We start from the raw sequence: 16263 nt of genomic DNA on the forward strand, positions 1-16263 counted from the left end.
AATCCTCCTAATCTGCCGAATGACTATCTATCTATTCCCAAAACATGCTTAATAGTTTTTTCATTTTGCTCTGTTTATTATGTTCGGCTTGTGTTTTTTGTTTTCCTTTTGGCCGCTGCTGCACCTCATTTTGGTGATGATGCTGCTCTTGTTCCTCAGATGATGAGACTGCGATTTCCTGTATCGCTTCTTCAGGCATCTTAAAGCCTATTTTTCTGCCTTGGATTCTTGCATTCCGGCAGGCGAATTGGATCAGGCCCACTCCCGTCATATATTGAGGATCTCTTACACCGATATAATTCGGGCTTGCCACTCTGACATTGTTTTGCAGCACATCCTGTGCCAAAGACATGACACCCGGCATAGCTGCTTGTCCTCCTGTCAGCACGAAGCCTCCCGGCAGATCGGTAATTCCCATACTGCGAAGCTCTTCTGAAACAATTTCAAGAATTTCTTCTACTCTCGCTTCAATGATATTCGCTGCTTCTTGCTGTGTAAATGTTTGTTTTTGATTGGTGCCTATAACGGTTACCTCAAATATTTCATCTTCCGAGGCTTCGTCATAGTAGGCATGTCCAAATTGCTTTTTCACGCGTTCTGCTTCTTCTGTTGACGTTCTCAATCCGATGGAGATATCTTTGGTGATATTTTCGCCTCCGAGAGGAATGACACGGGTAGAAGTGAGATGTCCGTTCTGGAATACGGCAATGGTTGTTGACCCTCCCCCTATATCAATGAGAGCCACACCAAGGTTTTTCTCGTCCTTTGATAATGCAGCAGAACCGGCTGCCAGCGGCTGAAGGCAAATATCAGTTATTTCAATACCAGCTCTTTCAACGCAGCGGAGTAAGTTATGTAAGATTGTTTTTGAACCGGTGATCAAGGTGCCCTCTACTTCTAAACGCACACCCAGCATTTTTTTCGGGTCGGTGATTTCATCTCTTCCATCTACGATAAACTGTTTAGGAATGACGTCAACAATCAGCTGTTCGTGCGGTACTGAAACAACCTGTGCCGCCTCCATGACACGGCGTACATCTTCAACCTGAATTTCTTTATTTTCACTGGAAACTGCTACAACACCGTTTGTATCTTGAATATTGATATAATTTCCATTAACGCCGACAATAGCTTTTCTAAGCGGAAAACCTACCATTCTTTCAGCTTGGTCAAACGCTTTTCTTATAGAATGAACGGTCTCATCTATATCAACGATTGAGCCTTTTTTCAACCCTTCAGACGGTACATTTCCCACACCGATAATATTAAGGGAATCATCTGTCATTTCTCCGACGATCACTTTTGTATTGGACGTACCGATGTCAAGACTGACGTAAAGTTCATTGTTGTTCATTCTATGGCACCTCCTCACATTTCGATCATTTCTATTCTATTATTTGCGGAACAACAATACAATGAATGTGGCTTTACAAGTGTGTAACAAAAAATAACAACAGAATATTTTTATGTGTTTTTCACATTTTATGTTTATTGAAAATATTCGTTATATCCTATGTATATCCTCTTTTATATCACATTTTTTTTATTTTTTTTAGAAAGAGTCCACTTTGTTAGTAGATTTCTTCTGATAACGGCTATATTCTGAAATAATCTGACTCCAAATGCGAATATACCTGCTAAATACAAGTCTACACCAAGATGGACTCCCAGAAAAGCTAAACTTATTGCCAATATAATATTAAAAAAGAAACCGGAAACAAATACCATTTCATCATATGTACCTTGTAAATGCGCCCTGATTCCGCCGATTAATGTATCAAGTGCGGCAAGCACCGCAAGCGATAAATAGTTTGAGTATTCACTCGGTATCGTTAAGTTTGTCATTAGTCCAATCGCTATTCCGAGCACCAGTCCCAACACGGGCAGCCACATGACAATTCTCCTCCTTTTCAGTCTTTAAGCAGTTTCAGCTGTTGTACGTCCAGTGGTCTGTCATATGCTTTTAATGTTAGTTTGCTTTCAGATTTACCGGCTTTTAATGCTAAATTTTCAGATGCAAAAAGATCCTCAAGGCCTGACCCCTTCACTCTGCTGTGTAACATGTCCGGATCTTTGGCAAGCACTTTTACTGTTAAAGGATAATCGTCAAGGGCGTATCCGTCTATTTTTGTAGTGCCGTTTATATCTCTGATGACTGTATGATTCACAACTCTTCGCTCGTTAATCGAGATATGCTCTGCACCGTATGAGTTGAGTTCATTAATCAGCTTTTTCAGCAAATCCGGAGGCGGATTTTCGACCGGCTCTCCTGTTAAGCTTTCAGAAAAAAGCGGGGAAATCGTAATGACAATTCCGCTACCTGTTATATCGGTCATGCCGGCTGTTTTTTTTAAGGATTGCAAGGTATTATTTAGCGCGGTTTCTTTTGTCATTTCTTTCGTTTGCGAATAGCTATTCAGAAGTTTGTCATATTTGTTTATTTCAGACAGCAGCTTTTCCTGCTTCTTCTGCTCTGATGTCAGCTCTTCCCTAATATCCCACATATCTCTTGTATCCCGGACTTTGGGGTGCTTTAACGAATTAAACTGAACAGATATCATCAGGCCGAAGATGACCATAAGCACACTGATGCTTATGAAGGAACGCTTTATTTTCAATCTATTTCACCCGCTTTTTCAGTCATTCCTTCGTTTTCAGAATCGGTTTCATTTGTACGTTTTTCTCTTTTTCTGCCGACACAGAAATATGATCCATTGACAGCTGATCAATTAGGCCTCCAGCGATATTTAACGAGGGCAGCAGGACATCTGGATCTCCAATAGCGGATACCGTAAATGGAGCGGGATGCTGCACCCCGTCTACCGTTACCACAGGACCATTGCATTTGATATACGAATCATGCGTCAAACGCTGTCCATTAACGGCGACAGCTGCCGCTCCTGAGATATACATTTCGTTTACTACTTGGAAGATATGGCTTTCGTGAACGATGTAACTATTCACATTCTCCCCTTCCGGTATGTATGACGCATCTTCCAATGTCACCTCAACGCCTTCTCCCTGCACACCGACTTCCCCAATATACATCCTGTATTTTTCTGTATCTTCGAGGACATTATAGTATTCCGACTTCTCTTTCTTCAGCTTATTTTCCGCCTGGCGGACTTTGTTTTGCTTTTGATATAATTCTTTTTCAAGCTTCTTATTTTCTTTCTCTTGTTTCAGAAGTTCATCTCTCAGCGCATATTCTTTTTTCCACTCTTCCGTCTCAGCCGCGCTTTTGTTGTTTTCTTTTGTCATTTGAAAAGAAAATGAAATCAAAAAGCCTGCGATAAGCATAATCAAGGAAAGAAGGACTGCTGATTTGCCCCTCAATTTTCATCTTCCTTTTTAGCAGCCTTATCGTTTTTCCCAAACTCTTCAAAATAGGTGGCAACTTCTAAATGAATGATTCCTTTTTTATTGCTGCTTAGCTGAGAAATGATAGAAGGATACGTCTTCATTCGGTCTGCAAACGTTTTAATAGATGCAGTGACAACATAACCGTCGTTCATGTACAACTTAATACGGTTTTCATCCATTTTTACAGGCGTATAATAAATTTCTGAAATCGACTGTTTTAACGAATTTGACAACGCATCGAGCTGCTTGGCCATTTGAGACCGCTTCTTCGCGTTTGTCCAATTCACTAAAATCGGTCCGGCATCATCTGGCGTTACTTCGTTTGGCAGAACTGAGCCGTTTTCAAGCACTTCATAGTACACATCGTCTTTTTCTAAATAAGCAATCGCTTTATATTCTTCGATTGCAATGTTGATTTTATTAGGAAGCGATTTGCTGATCTCCGCTTTTTTCACTAATTTATTTTGCTGAATCTTCTTTTCTGTTTTTTGCTTGTCCAAACTCCAAAACTCAGTATCCCCGCTGTTAATATCGGAAAGGTCGATAATTTCCTTTTTTGATACATTTTCATTCCCTGTAACAGAGATTGTTGATACTTTACTGATTGGTGTTTGCAGGTACACAATGATCAGCACCATAATAAAAAAGAGCATAATAAATGAAATGAGACGGCGGTTTGCCTTTTGTTTCCTCTGCTCTTTAATTTTAGGGATCCGCTCTTCAATGTTAACGATTTTTTCTCGGTCTTGACCCGGGTTCATTGCCTGTTCACCTCATTCAAATGAAACAGCTGTTAAAAGTCTGTCTATTCCAAAACAAACGGCATACTATGATGCCGTTTGTCGTTTGCTTACAGTATATCATATGAACAGCTTCAGTCAGAACTTGAATCAGCGATTTCCGCCGATGATTTCAACCTCTGTGTGCATATCAATCTCGTATTTTTCACGGATTGTCTTTTTCACATGGTCAATGAGATCAAGCACATCTTTTGCTGATGCTCCTCCCGCATTGACGATGAAGTTTCCGTGCATCTCCGATATCTTTGCACCGCCGATTTGATATCCTTTCAAGCCTGCTTTTTCTACAAGGTTCCCGGCATGATTCGGAAGCGGATTTCTGAATATGCTTCCCGCACAAGGGCTTGAATACGGCTGTGTATTTTTTCTATAGTCTTTATTGCTTTGCATTTGCTGAACGATTGATTCCTTATCCTTCTGCTCCAGCTGCAAAACAGCTTCAAGGCAAACGCCCGGGCGTTTCTTTTGCAGTACAGATGTCCTGTAGCTGAAATCCATCTGCTCATTTGTCAGCCACTCAATCGTTCCGTCTTCAAATAAAATATGCGCTTTGACGAGGATCTCGCTCATATCAGAACCGTGAGCGCCGGCATTCATATAAACCGCTCCGCCGACTGATCCTGGAATGCCGGCAGCAAATTCCAAACCGGACAGGCCTTTTTTGCTCAATGATGTAGCAAGGCGGACCACTGAATAACCGCCTCCGACTGTTACTTGCTCCCCTTCAAGCTCCAAGTGGTCAAGACCCGCACCCAGCTTGATTACTACGCCTCTAATTCCTTCATCTAAAACAAGAAGATTTGATCCGCGGCCGATGACTGTCCACTTCACATCATATTTTTTAATCACGTCCATGATGTCTTTAACAGCATCTACACTGCTTGGAATGACCAATACATCCGCAGGTCCGCCGATTTTCATCGTTGTATGATTCGCGAGCGGTTCATTTGCAAGAACCTTGCCGACTTCGCGTTCTTTTAATTCCTGTATCACTTTCTCCATCGTAAACCTCCGCATTCCATTTGCTTTTCTACAATTTTTTTAATTCCTCGAGTACGCTGTATAAACGGGCAGCCGCGTCAGGAACACCGAGTGACTTTGTTCGTTCGCTCATTTCCTTTAACGTTTGCTCATTCAGTACAATCCGGTCTAGCGCTTCAATCAGCTTCTCCCCGCTGAGCTCTGTTTCTTTCAGTACAATCGCCGCATTATGCTGGCCAAGAGATCTCGCATTGACCTCCTGGTGATTCGCTGTCACATATGGACTTGGGATCAGAACACTTGGGATTCCGAGAGCAGTAATTTCGGCAATCGTTGTCGCACCGGCTCTGGCCACAATGACATCAATGGCCTTTAAATACTCAGGCATTTGATGAAGAAACGGCTTTGTGACCATATTATCAGCGGCACCCTTGCTTTTCAGCTCATTCATTACTTTTTCATAGTGAACTTCACCGGTGATATACAGCACTTGATAGTCTCTTGTTTTCAGCGCATCCTGCATGTCAATGACAGCGCGGTTAATCGGTGCAGCGCCTCGGCTTCCGCCGAAAATTAAGACCGTTTTTTTGTCTTCAGAAAGCCCAAATTCAGCCATTGATCGTCCCGTCTTTATTGAGACGACTTCAGAGGCTCTCGGGTTTCCCGTAAATACAACTTTCTCGCTAGGAAAATGTGATTTCGCTTCTTCAAAACAAATCGCTACTTTATTAACATATTTTGAAAGAAACTTATTCGTGATGCCCGGCAGGCTGTTTTGTTCATGGACAATAGTCGGAATTCCCATTTTCGCAGCGGCATAGACAACCGGCCCGCATACATAACCGCCCGTTCCAATTACGGCATCGGGCTTAAATTCCGCTAAATACGATTTACTCTTTTTGACGCCCTTCAGAAAACGCATCACAGTCTTGACATTTTCAAATGACAATTTTCTTTTAAATCCTGTAATTTCAATTGAACGAAACGGTATATTCTCCCGCTCAACAATTTTTTTCTCCAGCCCGTTTTCTGTTCCGATATATAAAAATTCCACATTAGGATGACGTCTTTGCACTTCTTTAATAAAAGCAAGCGCAGGATAAATATGTCCCCCTGTACCGCCTCCGCTTATTGCAATTCGCATTTCTTTTCCCCCAGTCTAAGTTTCTCTATAACATAACGATAACCCTGTTTTGTTGGACAGGGTTATCGCATCAATTGTTTCCAAGCTTCATGTTAGACAGGAAGCTTGGACATACATTCGTTAATACCTCGAGTAGCGGCTTACATTCAGCAGCACACCAACTGCCATCAGCATTAGAGTCAATGAAGAGCCTCCGTAGCTCAGAAACGGGAGCGTGATGCCTGTTACAGGAATCAGGCCCGTGACTACGCCGATATTGATCATGACTTGAATGGCAATCATTGAAATAATGCCGACTGCGACAAAGCTTCCGTACAGATCAGGGGCACCAAGCGCAATTCTGATTCCTCTCCACAGCAGGACGCTGAAGAGGAGCAAAATAAGTGTTCCCCCGATAAAGCCCAGTTCCTCTGACAAGATGGCGAAAATAAAGTCTGTTTGCGGCTCAGGCAGATAAAAGAACTTCTGTCTGCTTTGTCCGAGCCCCATTCCGAACAACCCGCCGGGCCCCACTGCATAAAGCGATTGAATGATCTGAAATCCGCTTCCGAGCGGGTCTTCCCATGGATTTAAGTATGAGGTAATCCGCTTTATCCGATATGGAGCCGATAGTACGAGCCCGACAAATCCGCTGAGGCCGATCAGCCCGAGAAAGACGAAATGGGCGATCCGTGCGCCGGCTACAAAAATCATGACAATACAAGTTCCGACCATTACTGTCCCCGTTCCGAGGTCAGGCTGGCACATGATAATCAAAAATGCTGAAAACACGATGCCAAGTGCAGGGACGAACCCCCGTCTGAACGATGTGATGTTTTTTTGTTTTTCAGAGAGAAATTTAGCAAGGAATGCAATCATCGCAAGCTTCATAAACTCTGAAGGCTGTATGCTGAATGCTCCGACTCCGATCCAGCTTCTTGAACCGTTCCGCACCATTCCGACGCCCGGTATCAAAACAAGCACCAGAAGGAAAAAGCAGATAACCATCAGCAATTTGGACCATGTCCTCCAAGTCCAATAATCAACATTCATGATAAAAAACATAGCAATGACGCCGATTCCCGCAAACAAAAGCTGCCGTTTCGCGAAAAAGAATGAGTCGTCAAATTTATAATCCGCCCATACCGCACTCGCACTGTACACCATAATTAATCCGATTGTTAATAATAATAACGTAATGATGACCAATAACAAATCAGGCGATGTTTTTTTAGTAGTCAAAGCAATCGACACCCCAAGCTTAAAGTCATTAGGGCTGCCGATTTACTTCAAGACAAGCCCTTACTTAAGCATATGCACGGCATCTATAAACATGTCACCGCGTTCTTCAAATGTTTTGAATTGATCCCAGCTCGCACACGCGGGTGACAGCAGGATGACATCTCCTTCATTTGAGAGCGCAAACGCCGCAGATACTGCTTGTTCAACATTATCGACACGTTTGACATGTTGTATTCCCAGTTCATTGCCGAGTTTCTCGAGTTTTGGCGCCGTCTGGCCAAATGTAAGCACTGCTTTGACATGCTTCATATAAGGTTTCAAGTCATCAAAACCATTTCCGCGATCCAGTCCGCCCGCAAGCAGAATGACCGGCTTATCAAAAGCTGAAAGCGCCTTGCTTGTCGCCAGAATGTTTGTTGCTTTACTGTCGTTATAAAATTTGCGGCCATTCACAGTTGTGACATATTGGAGGCGGTGCTTCACACCAGTAAAGCTTGTCAGCACCTTTTTAACCGCCTCATTGGATGCTCCTGCCGTTTTCACAACTGCAATAGCTGCTAAAATGTTCTCCAGGTTATGAGCACCGGGCAGTACAACCTCTTCCAGAGGAAGAATGGCTTCGCCGTTAAACATAATCATACTGTCTTTTACATATGCGCCCTGTTCAAGCGTTTTGCTGACTGAAAACGGGACGATTTCGGCTTTTCCGGCTTCAGCAAGACGCACGACGGTTTCATCATCCTGGTTGACAATAGCTTTATCTGAAGCAGTCTGATGAAGGTATACTTTCTGTTTCGCTTTTTCATAGTTTTCGCGCGTATGGTGATAATCCAGATGGGCGTCAAATACATTTAAAATCAGGCTGATTTCCGGTCTGAAAGCGTGTGTTCCCATCAGCTGAAACGAAGACAGTTCAGTAACGATCCATTCATCTCCATCAGCATGATAGGCAACCTCACTTGCGACTGTGCCGATGTTTCCGGCAATCAGTGCTTTTTGCGAGCCAGCTTTGAGCATTTCGTAAATTAGCGTTGTCGTGGTCGTTTTACCGTTCGATCCGGTAATCCCGATAAACTTGGCGCTGGTCAGGTAGTAAGCGAGCTCAATTTCCGTCCAAACCGGAATGCCTCTTTTCTCCGCTTCCTGAACCATAATATTTTCATAAGGAATTCCCGGGTTTTTGATCAGAATCGTGATTTGATGCTGATCGAACAGAGAAACTGGATGCTCTCCGCAAACAACTTCGATTCCTTTTTCAGAAAGCTTTTGTGCCGGTTCATTTTCTTCAAAAGGCTTTTGGTCATTGACTGCAACATAAATGCCTTTTTCATGAAGAATGGAGGCCGCCGCATATCCGCTTTTCGCAAGCCCAAGGATTAAAAAATGCTGTTTCTGTAAAAATTGATCATTTTCCACTTATAACCACACCTCGATGTAAATTCCTAAAACGGCAAGCAAAAGTCCCGCAGCCCAAAACGTCACGACTACTCTCCATTCAGACCAGCCGACAAGCTCATAATGGTGATGAAGCGGACTCATTTTAAAGATTCGTTTACCTGTCGTTTTAAAGCTGATGACCTGCAAAATAACAGATAATGTCTCGATAACGAATACACCGCCGATGATAACCAGCAGGATCTCTAATTTCGTTAAAATGGCAATGGTAACGATTGCTCCTCCCAATGCAAGCGATCCCGTATCTCCCATAAAAACTTTGGCCGGATGAGCATTAAATACAAGGAAGCCCAGAACTGCACCGACAACGGCAACTGAGAAAATCGCTACGTCATATTGAGACTGATTCCATGCCAGAATGGCAAAGGCGCCAAAGGCAATCGCCGCAGTACCGGATAATAACCCGTCAAGGCCGTCAGTCAGGTTAACTGCGTTTGATCCGCCGACAAGCATAAAGAGCACAAGGATAAAGTAAGCCCAGCCAAGATCAAATGATAAGTCAGTTCCAGGAATGCGAATATCCGTCGCAAAATTGTAGTAATGATACACGGCGTAAAATACAACTGCAATAATAATTTGTCCGATCAGCTTTTGCTTTGATGTCAATCCAAGATTGCGCTTCATGACAACCTTGATGTAATCATCTAAAAAGCCAAGCAAACCGTAGCCTAGCGTAACAAACAGAAGCAGCACCATTTCGGGGCTTATTTCTGAAAACTTCTGTGTCATAACAATTGTTGTCACTATGATAGAAAGTATGATCATGACCCCGCCCATTGTCGGTGTCCCTGATTTTTTCTGATGTGATTTCGGTCCTTCTTCTCTAATACTCTGGCCGAATTTTAATCTTCTTAAAAACGGAATAAGAATCGGAGAGAGCAGAACACTAATTAAAAACCCCATTAAAATTGTAAACAGAATGACTTGCTCAAGCATTGTCCTTTTCTCCTCCTGTTTCTTTCAAACGACATACGTAGTTATCATATTCATGATTTTTTTCCATATGAAAAATCTTTTCAAGCTCCATTATTCAGTAACATCTCTTTCCTATGAATTCGTCTTATTCTTATTGAGTTCAACAATGGCTCTCGCCGCTACTTCAGCATCATCAAAATCGAAAGTTTCATTTCCGATCTGCTGATAGGTTTCATGTCCTTTTCCGGCAATGAGGACAACGTCGCCTTTTTTGGCATTGGCAATTGCGAAAAAGATCGCCTGCTCGCGGTTTGCAATACTGTGATAGTATGCGTTCTCTACTCCGGCTTCCATATCTCTTAAAATCGCGCGAGGATCTTCGCTTCTCGGGTTATCTGACGTGAAAATCGGCTCGTCAGCCAGCTCCACAGCAATTTTAGCCATTTTCGGGCGCTTCGTCTTATCTCTGTCTCCTCCGCAGCCGACAACGACAAATAGCTTTCCTTCCGTCATGTCTCTGCATGTCTCCAGCACATTTTCAAGGCTGTCCGGTGTGTGCGCGTAGTCTACAATGACAGGAAACTCCTGCTGCTGATTGACCAATTCAAAACGGCCTCTTACACCATGCAATTCTTCAACAGCCTCAGTGATGATTTCAAACGGTATGCCTGCTGCAATACATGTCGCAACAGCGGCCAGCACGTTATACACATTAAATTGTCCGACGAGAGACATCGTGATGTGCTTCGTGCCTTTGTTTGTCACGAGATCAAAGCTTGTGCCCTGTGCAGTGATACTGATGTTCTTCGCCATCACATCAGCATCGTTTTTAATTCCGTATGTAGAGATATGCGCAGCTGTTACCTTTTCAAAATAAACGCTCGCCTCATCGTCAGCATTCAGGACGGCACGCTTTGGATGTTCATGGTTGAAAGCCCCGCCAAGTTGGGAAAAGAGCAAGCTTTTTGCATGCCGGTACTCATCCATCGTTTTATGATAGTCCAGATGGTCCTGTGTTAAATTCGTAAACACGGCAATATCATAATCACAGCCATGGACGCGTCCTAAAGACAAAGCGTGGGAAGAAACCTCCATGATTGCAGTGTCAACGTGCTTGTCATTCATTTTCTTAAACGTTTTCTGCAGCGTGACGCTTTCCGGAGTCGTGTTTTTAACAGGAAGTGTTTCGTCTCCGATTTTCATATACATTGTACCGATCAAGCCTGTGCGTTTTCCCGCTTTTTTCAGAATCTCATCGACCATGTGGGTCGTTGATGTTTTGCCGTTTGTCCCTGTTATCCCAATCAGCTGAAGCTTCTTCGTCGGCTGTCCGTAAAACGCATCAGACAAAACGCTGAGCGCGCGAAGTGACTGCCGGACAATAATAACAGGAACATTCACATCGACCTCTCTTTCTGCCACAATAGCCGCTGCACCGTTTTCTACTGCTTTTTGCGCAAAATCGTGGCCATCCACCGTATACCCTTTTACACATACAAAAAGACTCCCTTTCTTTACTTCCCTGGAGTCCATCTCAATTGAAGTTATTTCAGGGTCTTGTGAGTCGTTTACAGAAGGTTCGGTTGTTAAGTATGTAAGCAGCTTTGTAAGTTTCATCGTATCAAACCTCTCAACATTCTAATTCGTTCTTTTTATCATTGAAGTCACATCAAATGATGTGGTAATGATTTTAAGCATACAGTTCATATTTTAGCGTAAATAAAAGGATACATCCAGCTAATCTTGAAAGATATCAGCATTTTTTCTGCAATAAAAGAATAGGCAGCCCGAATCAATCGGCTGCCTCCTTTTCATCTTCTTCAGTCAAATACACGCGTATCTTTGAGCCTTCTTTTACTTTCGTTCCGGCAGCTGGCGATTGTTTAACGATTTTGCTCCCTTTCCCGGAAGCATCCACATTGAGATTCACCAATAGTGACTCAAGATCTGAGACAGACATCCCTACAACATTCGGAACTTCTATTGTTTTTGTGTCGTTCCATTGGTATTTTTTCTCGATTTGATTTTTCCGGGGCTTCACACCAAGTTCCGGCAGACTGTCTCTCATAATATTTCCGACAATAGGCGCTGCCACCGTTCCGCCAAACTGAATCGTGCCTTTCGGGTTATCCACCGCAACGTAGACGACTAGACTCGGATCATCAGCTGGCGCGAAACCGATAAATGATACAATATGGTTGTTTTCAAGATATTTTCCATCTTTAACCTTTTGTGCAGTTCCAGTTTTTCCTCCGACACGATATCCTTCTACAAATGCATTGCGGCCGGTTCCTTCTGCGACGACGCTTTCTAGAGCATAGCGGATTTGTTTGGATGTTTCCTCAGAAATGACTTGTTTCTTTGCGATTGGTGATTGTTTTTTGACCGTTTTCTTCGTAACAGGATCGATCCATTCCTTTGCAATATAAGGTGTATAGAGCGTTCCTCCGTTTACAGCGGCGGATACTGCTGCAACTTGCTGAATCGGCGTGACGGATACTCCCTGTCCGAAAGCCGTAGTTGCTTGCTCCACCGGGCCCACTCTCTCAAGCGGGAATAAGATGCCTGTTCCCTCGCCTTGGAGATCAATCCCCGTTTTTTGTCCAAAACCAAAGTCTTTGATATATTTGAAAAGCTTTTCCTTTCCTAAGCGCTCGCCTAATTCAACAAACCCCGGGTTGCAGGAGTTCTGCACAACTTCCAGATACGTCTGCAGCCCGTGCCCGCCTCTTTTCCAGCACCGCAGTCTCGCTCCGTCCACTTCAGCATGCCCTTTATCATAAAATTGATCCCGTTTCAAATTTACTTTTTGCTCTTCAAGGGCTGCTGCAAGTGTAATAATTTTAAAGGTAGATCCCGGTTCATACGTGCTCCATACTGGCAGATTTCGATTGTAGACGGACGGATCAACAGATTGGTAATCAGCAGGGTCGAAGTCAGGCCTGCTAGACATCCCCAAAATTTCTCCGTTTTTCGGATTCATGGCTACGGCAATCATGCCGTCCGGATGATATTTGGCCTCAGCGTTATCAAGCTCTCTTTCCATTATCGTCTGAACCTTTGAATCAACTGTCAGCTTCATATCAAGCCCATCCTTAGGCGGCGTATAGTCATCCGCTTCATCAGGCATCTTCTTCCCCTTGGCATCTGTATAAAACTTAACAGAACCTTTTTCCCCTTTTAAATCATCGTCGTAATAGGCTTCAAGTCCAAGGAGCCCTTGGTTGTCAATTCCTGCAAATCCAAGCACATGAGATAAAAAGCTGCCGAACGGGTAATGACGGATACTGTCCTCCGCAACATACACACCTTTTAAATCAAGCGCTTTGATTTCTTTCGCCTTCTCATTTGAAATTTTTCTCCCTTCAGGAGTGATCTTTTCGATTGACGCTTTTTTTGTCACATGTTTATATACTTTTTCTTCTGACATATTGAGCACCGCCGCAAGCTGCTTGCTCGTTTTCATCGGATTCTGAACTTGGCGTGGCACGACGAATACGGTCGGCGCACTTTTATTTGTTGCGAGCTTCACACCATTCCGATCCAGAATCTCGCCTCTCTCCGGCTCAAACGGCAAGTTACGGCTCCAGGAATCTTTCGCCAGCGAAGTCAGTTTTTCGCCCATCACAAACTGAACATACCCCAGCCTTGTATCAATGATCAGAAACACGATCACGCCAAAAAGCAAAACAAATAATAAACGTTTTCTAACCGTTACATTCGAGACGCGCAAGAGACCGTTCACTCCTTATTTAGGCTTGTTTCATTTTATGCCTGAAATTGGACAGGTAGAACGATGCTCCTCTGAAGGCATAAAAAAAGAAAGCCTGCATAACGCAAGCTTTCTTTTTAATCAGGATTTTTAAACTTAACCTTGATTACGGTTTTGTCTTTGATTTCTTTGTCTTTCTTAACACTTTGGCTGACAGCGTAGCCTTGCCCGTTTACTTCAATATGAATTCCCGCGAGCTCGCCGTACTGCAGAACCTCTCTTCTCGACCAGCCTGTCATATCAGGCATTTTGATTTTGCCGCCCGTTTTCAGGAAGACCTTTTGATTGGTGAGAACTTCCTCATCCGCTTTCGGATACTGTTCTTTTACAGCGACATCACTGCCGATGACAATTGGTGTGAGATTCTCCTCTTTTGCTTTCTTTTGAGCAGCAGCTACCGTTTGATCTGTTAAATCAGGCATTGTCTGCGCTTTTGTTTCTTCCTTATCTGAGTCAGATTTTTCAGTTGGTTCAATGTTCAGGTAGTGCAGGCTATTTTTCATTGTTGGGTTGAAGATTTCAGATACTGGTTCTGAACTGCTCTGACCTGCTTTTAGCTGCGGCTGCTGTACAGCAACATAAATTAAAAGCTCAGGATCATCTTTTGGTGCCATACCCATAAACGAAAAGATATAGTTATCTGTGCCGTCTAAATATCCGCCTTTACCGGCTATTTGCGCAGTACCTGTTTTCCCGGCAACATCAAAACCTTCGATTTTATAAGCTTGCCCTGTTCCGATCTTCGATGTAACGACTTCTCCCAATATATCCCGCACCTTTTTCGCAGTACTTGCAGAAATTGGAGTTCCGGCTGATTCCGGCTTATTTTGATAAATAGTTTTATCTTTATCTGGGTCAACGATATGGTCAATGACATAAGGTTTCATCATTTTGCCGTCATTTGCAATTGCTGTCGCGGCCTGAAGCTGCTGAATTGGTGTGACCGCAGACGCTTGTCCGTATGCAGTTGACGCCTTATCAAATTCATATTTAAAGTTGATTTTACTGGAGACTTCTCCTGGCAAATCAATACCTGTTTTCTGGTAAAAATTGAACTTGTGCAAATATTGATTGAGACGGTCATATCCCAGCTTTTCTTTCGCCAGTTTCGCAAAAGCGACATTCGATGACCTTAGGACGCCGTCATGATATGTTGTCGGACCCCAGCCAACACCGTTATTGTGATCCCTAACAGGTGCTCCGCCAACTTCAAACGTACCTGATTTGTATTGTTCGTTCGCATTAAACACGTTTTCCTGCATCGCAGCAGCGAGTGTAAAGATCTTCATCGTTGATCCGGGTTCATACGCATATGAAATCAAATCATTATAGTAGTTTGTCACATCGCGCTTGTTCGGATCAAAGCTTGGTCGCTGTCCCATGGCAAGGACTTTGCCTGTTTTCGGATCGACAACTGCGGCCATGATTTTTTTCGGATTATACTTTTGCGCTACTTTTGTCATGCTGTCTTCCAAAAAGGTTTGAATTTTCTGGTCAATGGTTAAATATACATTGTCACCATTTTTTGGCGCTGTAATTTTATTTTTGCTGTTCGGGAGCTCCCAGCCGGATTTGTCGCTTTCATATGTCACATATCCGTCGCGCTCCTTCAAATACTTATCCAGCACTTTTTCTAATCCCATCGCGCCGGAAATTTCATTTGTTTCTTCATCAACCTCGGCATAGCCGATTAAATTGGATGCGAAAATACCATTTGGATAGTAGCGTTTTGTATCCCGCAAAAATGAAATGCCCGGGAGTTTCATTTTTTCAATTTTTTGCTTTTGTGAATACGTAATATCCCGGCCAGCTGAGCCAAACTCGACTTGTTTTGCATTCTCCTTATTTAAGATATCAAGGATGTCGGCCTTGTCCAAGTTTATCACTTTAGACAATGCTTCTGCCGTTTTTTCTTTGTTTACAACATGCTGAGGATGCTTGACATCAGTGGTCATTTTTTTATCGAGAATCGCAATCAGTTTATACGTCGCTGTGTCCTCTGCAATGACTTTTCCTTTTCGGTCTAAAATCGAGCCGCGGCTCGCTTCGATGGTCCGTTTCTTTTCATGCTGCTCTGTCGCTTTTGTCGCAAGCACTTCGCCATTCGCTTTTCCGGTTATTTGAATATATGCCATTCTCCCCAGGATGACAAAGAAAAAGAGAGCGAAACAAATACTTAGAATCGCTGCTCCTCTATTCATAAATTTATTCTTTTTTGGCATTTGAATCATTCCTGTATGTTTTTCACTTTTTTATCTTTTAAATTCAAGCCGTTCTTTTTCGCAATGTCCATAATGCGCTGCGGTTTGCTTAAATCAGCAACGCTTTTTTCGAGGTCACCAATTTGCTTATTTTCGGATGAAATTTGCTCCTCAAGCTTTTGCACCTCAATATTGGTTTGATATGCCGCATACGCCTTCGATACGATCAAAAGCGATACGCTGAGCACCGCCGCAGCAAAGAGGACAAGAAGCACTTTTTCTCCGAGAGTAATGGAAGCCCTTTTCTTGACAATCACTTTTTTCTCAGGACTGATCGCATGCCGCTGCTGTTTCTCTGGTTGGTAAGCTAAATTGCTCATAGGCTGATGACCTCCTTTTAATTTTGCGTTC

The 16263-nt window shown here is 43.2% G+C and carries 14 protein-coding genes; all 14 read right to left on the minus strand.

Annotated elements, in window-relative coordinates; genetic code table 11:
• Positions 1-31: 31 nt before the first annotated feature.
• A complete protein-coding gene (ftsA, locus tag BGM23_RS13820; RefSeq protein WP_003232169.1) occupies positions 32-1354 on the minus strand; it encodes a cell division protein FtsA in 1323 nt (440 codons plus the stop codon).
• A 173-nt stretch (positions 1355-1527) separates the two neighbouring features.
• Positions 1528-1893: a small basic family protein gene (locus tag BGM23_RS13825; protein WP_003238683.1), complete on the minus strand. Its 366-nt coding sequence runs from the start codon at positions 1891-1893 to the stop codon at positions 1528-1530.
• A gap of 17 nt (positions 1894-1910) precedes the next feature.
• On the minus strand, positions 1911-2618 hold the full coding sequence (locus tag BGM23_RS13830; protein WP_015252136.1) for a DUF881 domain-containing protein: 708 nt from the start codon (positions 2616-2618) through the stop codon (positions 1911-1913).
• 22 nt (positions 2619-2640) lie between these two features.
• Positions 2641-3336 carry a DUF881 domain-containing protein gene (locus BGM23_RS13835; protein WP_015252137.1) on the minus strand — a complete coding sequence of 232 codons (696 nt, stop codon included), beginning with the start codon at positions 3334-3336 and terminating at the stop codon, positions 2641-2643.
• Entirely contained in the window at positions 3333-4124 is a 792-nt protein-coding gene (gene divIB / locus BGM23_RS13840) for a cell division protein DivIB (protein ID WP_003232178.1), read from the minus strand. The genes BGM23_RS13835 and divIB overlap by 4 nt, the downstream gene beginning before the upstream one ends.
• A gap of 129 nt (positions 4125-4253) precedes the next feature.
• Entirely contained in the window at positions 4254-5165 is a 912-nt protein-coding gene (gene murB, locus BGM23_RS13845) for a UDP-N-acetylmuramate dehydrogenase (protein ID WP_003232182.1), read from the minus strand.
• A 28-nt stretch (positions 5166-5193) separates the two neighbouring features.
• Entirely contained in the window at positions 5194-6288 is a 1095-nt protein-coding gene (murG, locus tag BGM23_RS13850) for an undecaprenyldiphospho-muramoylpentapeptide beta-N-acetylglucosaminyltransferase (RefSeq protein ID WP_046664177.1), read from the minus strand.
• Positions 6289-6408: 120 nt separating this feature from the next.
• Positions 6409-7509, minus strand: coding sequence for a stage V sporulation protein E (gene spoVE, locus BGM23_RS13855; RefSeq protein ID WP_003244810.1), 1101 nt, complete (start codon positions 7507-7509; stop codon positions 6409-6411).
• A 60-nt stretch (positions 7510-7569) separates the two neighbouring features.
• A complete protein-coding gene (murD, locus tag BGM23_RS13860) occupies positions 7570-8925 on the minus strand; it encodes a UDP-N-acetylmuramoyl-L-alanine--D-glutamate ligase (protein WP_029726512.1) in 1356 nt (451 codons plus the stop codon).
• Positions 8926-9900: a phospho-N-acetylmuramoyl-pentapeptide-transferase gene (mraY, locus tag BGM23_RS13865; protein WP_003232192.1), complete on the minus strand. Its 975-nt coding sequence runs from the start codon at positions 9898-9900 to the stop codon at positions 8926-8928. It abuts the gene before it with no gap.
• A gap of 111 nt (positions 9901-10011) precedes the next feature.
• Positions 10012-11496, minus strand: coding sequence for a UDP-N-acetylmuramoyl-L-alanyl-D-glutamate--2,6-diaminopimelate ligase (locus tag BGM23_RS13875; RefSeq protein WP_046664176.1), 1485 nt, complete (start codon positions 11494-11496; stop codon positions 10012-10014).
• Between the two features lie 175 nt (positions 11497-11671).
• Positions 11672-13612 (minus strand): stage V sporulation protein D, encoded by a 1941-nt coding sequence (locus BGM23_RS13885; RefSeq protein ID WP_003245048.1) that lies wholly within the window; start codon positions 13610-13612, stop codon positions 11672-11674.
• A gap of 116 nt (positions 13613-13728) precedes the next feature.
• Positions 13729-15873 (minus strand): penicillin-binding protein 2B, encoded by a 2145-nt coding sequence (gene pbpB, locus BGM23_RS13895; protein WP_046664173.1) that lies wholly within the window; start codon positions 15871-15873, stop codon positions 13729-13731.
• 5 nt (positions 15874-15878) lie between these two features.
• Positions 15879-16232: a cell division protein FtsL gene (gene ftsL / locus BGM23_RS13900; RefSeq protein ID WP_003232200.1), complete on the minus strand. Its 354-nt coding sequence runs from the start codon at positions 16230-16232 to the stop codon at positions 15879-15881.
• Positions 16233-16263 lie beyond the last annotated feature (31 nt).

This window comes from Bacillus sp. FJAT-14266, from assembly GCF_001719225.1.
Classification (GTDB): Bacteria; Bacillota; Bacilli; order Bacillales; family Bacillaceae; genus Bacillus; species Bacillus subtilis.

Coding starts and splice junctions, on each gene's coding strand:
- pbpB (WP_046664173.1), bottom strand. CDS start 15,873: ATGCCAAAAAAGAATAAATTTATGAATAGAGGAGCAGCGATTCTAAGT.
- divIB (WP_003232178.1), bottom strand. CDS start 4,124: ATGAACCCGGGTCAAGACCGAGAAAAAATCGTTAACATTGAAGAGCGG.
- mraY (WP_003232192.1), bottom strand. CDS start 9,900: ATGCTTGAGCAAGTCATTCTGTTTACAATTTTAATGGGGTTTTTAATT.
- murG (WP_046664177.1), bottom strand. CDS start 6,288: ATGCGAATTGCAATAAGCGGAGGCGGTACAGGGGGACATATTTATCCT.
- murB (WP_003232182.1), bottom strand. CDS start 5,165: ATGGAGAAAGTGATACAGGAATTAAAAGAACGCGAAGTCGGCAAGGTT.
- ftsA (WP_003232169.1), bottom strand. CDS start 1,354: ATGAACAACAATGAACTTTACGTCAGTCTTGACATCGGTACGTCCAAT.
- BGM23_RS13875 (WP_046664176.1), bottom strand. CDS start 11,496: ATGAAACTTACAAAGCTGCTTACATACTTAACAACCGAACCTTCTGTA.
- ftsL (WP_003232200.1), bottom strand. CDS start 16,232: ATGAGCAATTTAGCTTACCAACCAGAGAAACAGCAGCGGCATGCGATC.
- BGM23_RS13825 (WP_003238683.1), bottom strand. CDS start 1,893: ATGTGGCTGCCCGTGTTGGGACTGGTGCTCGGAATAGCGATTGGACTA.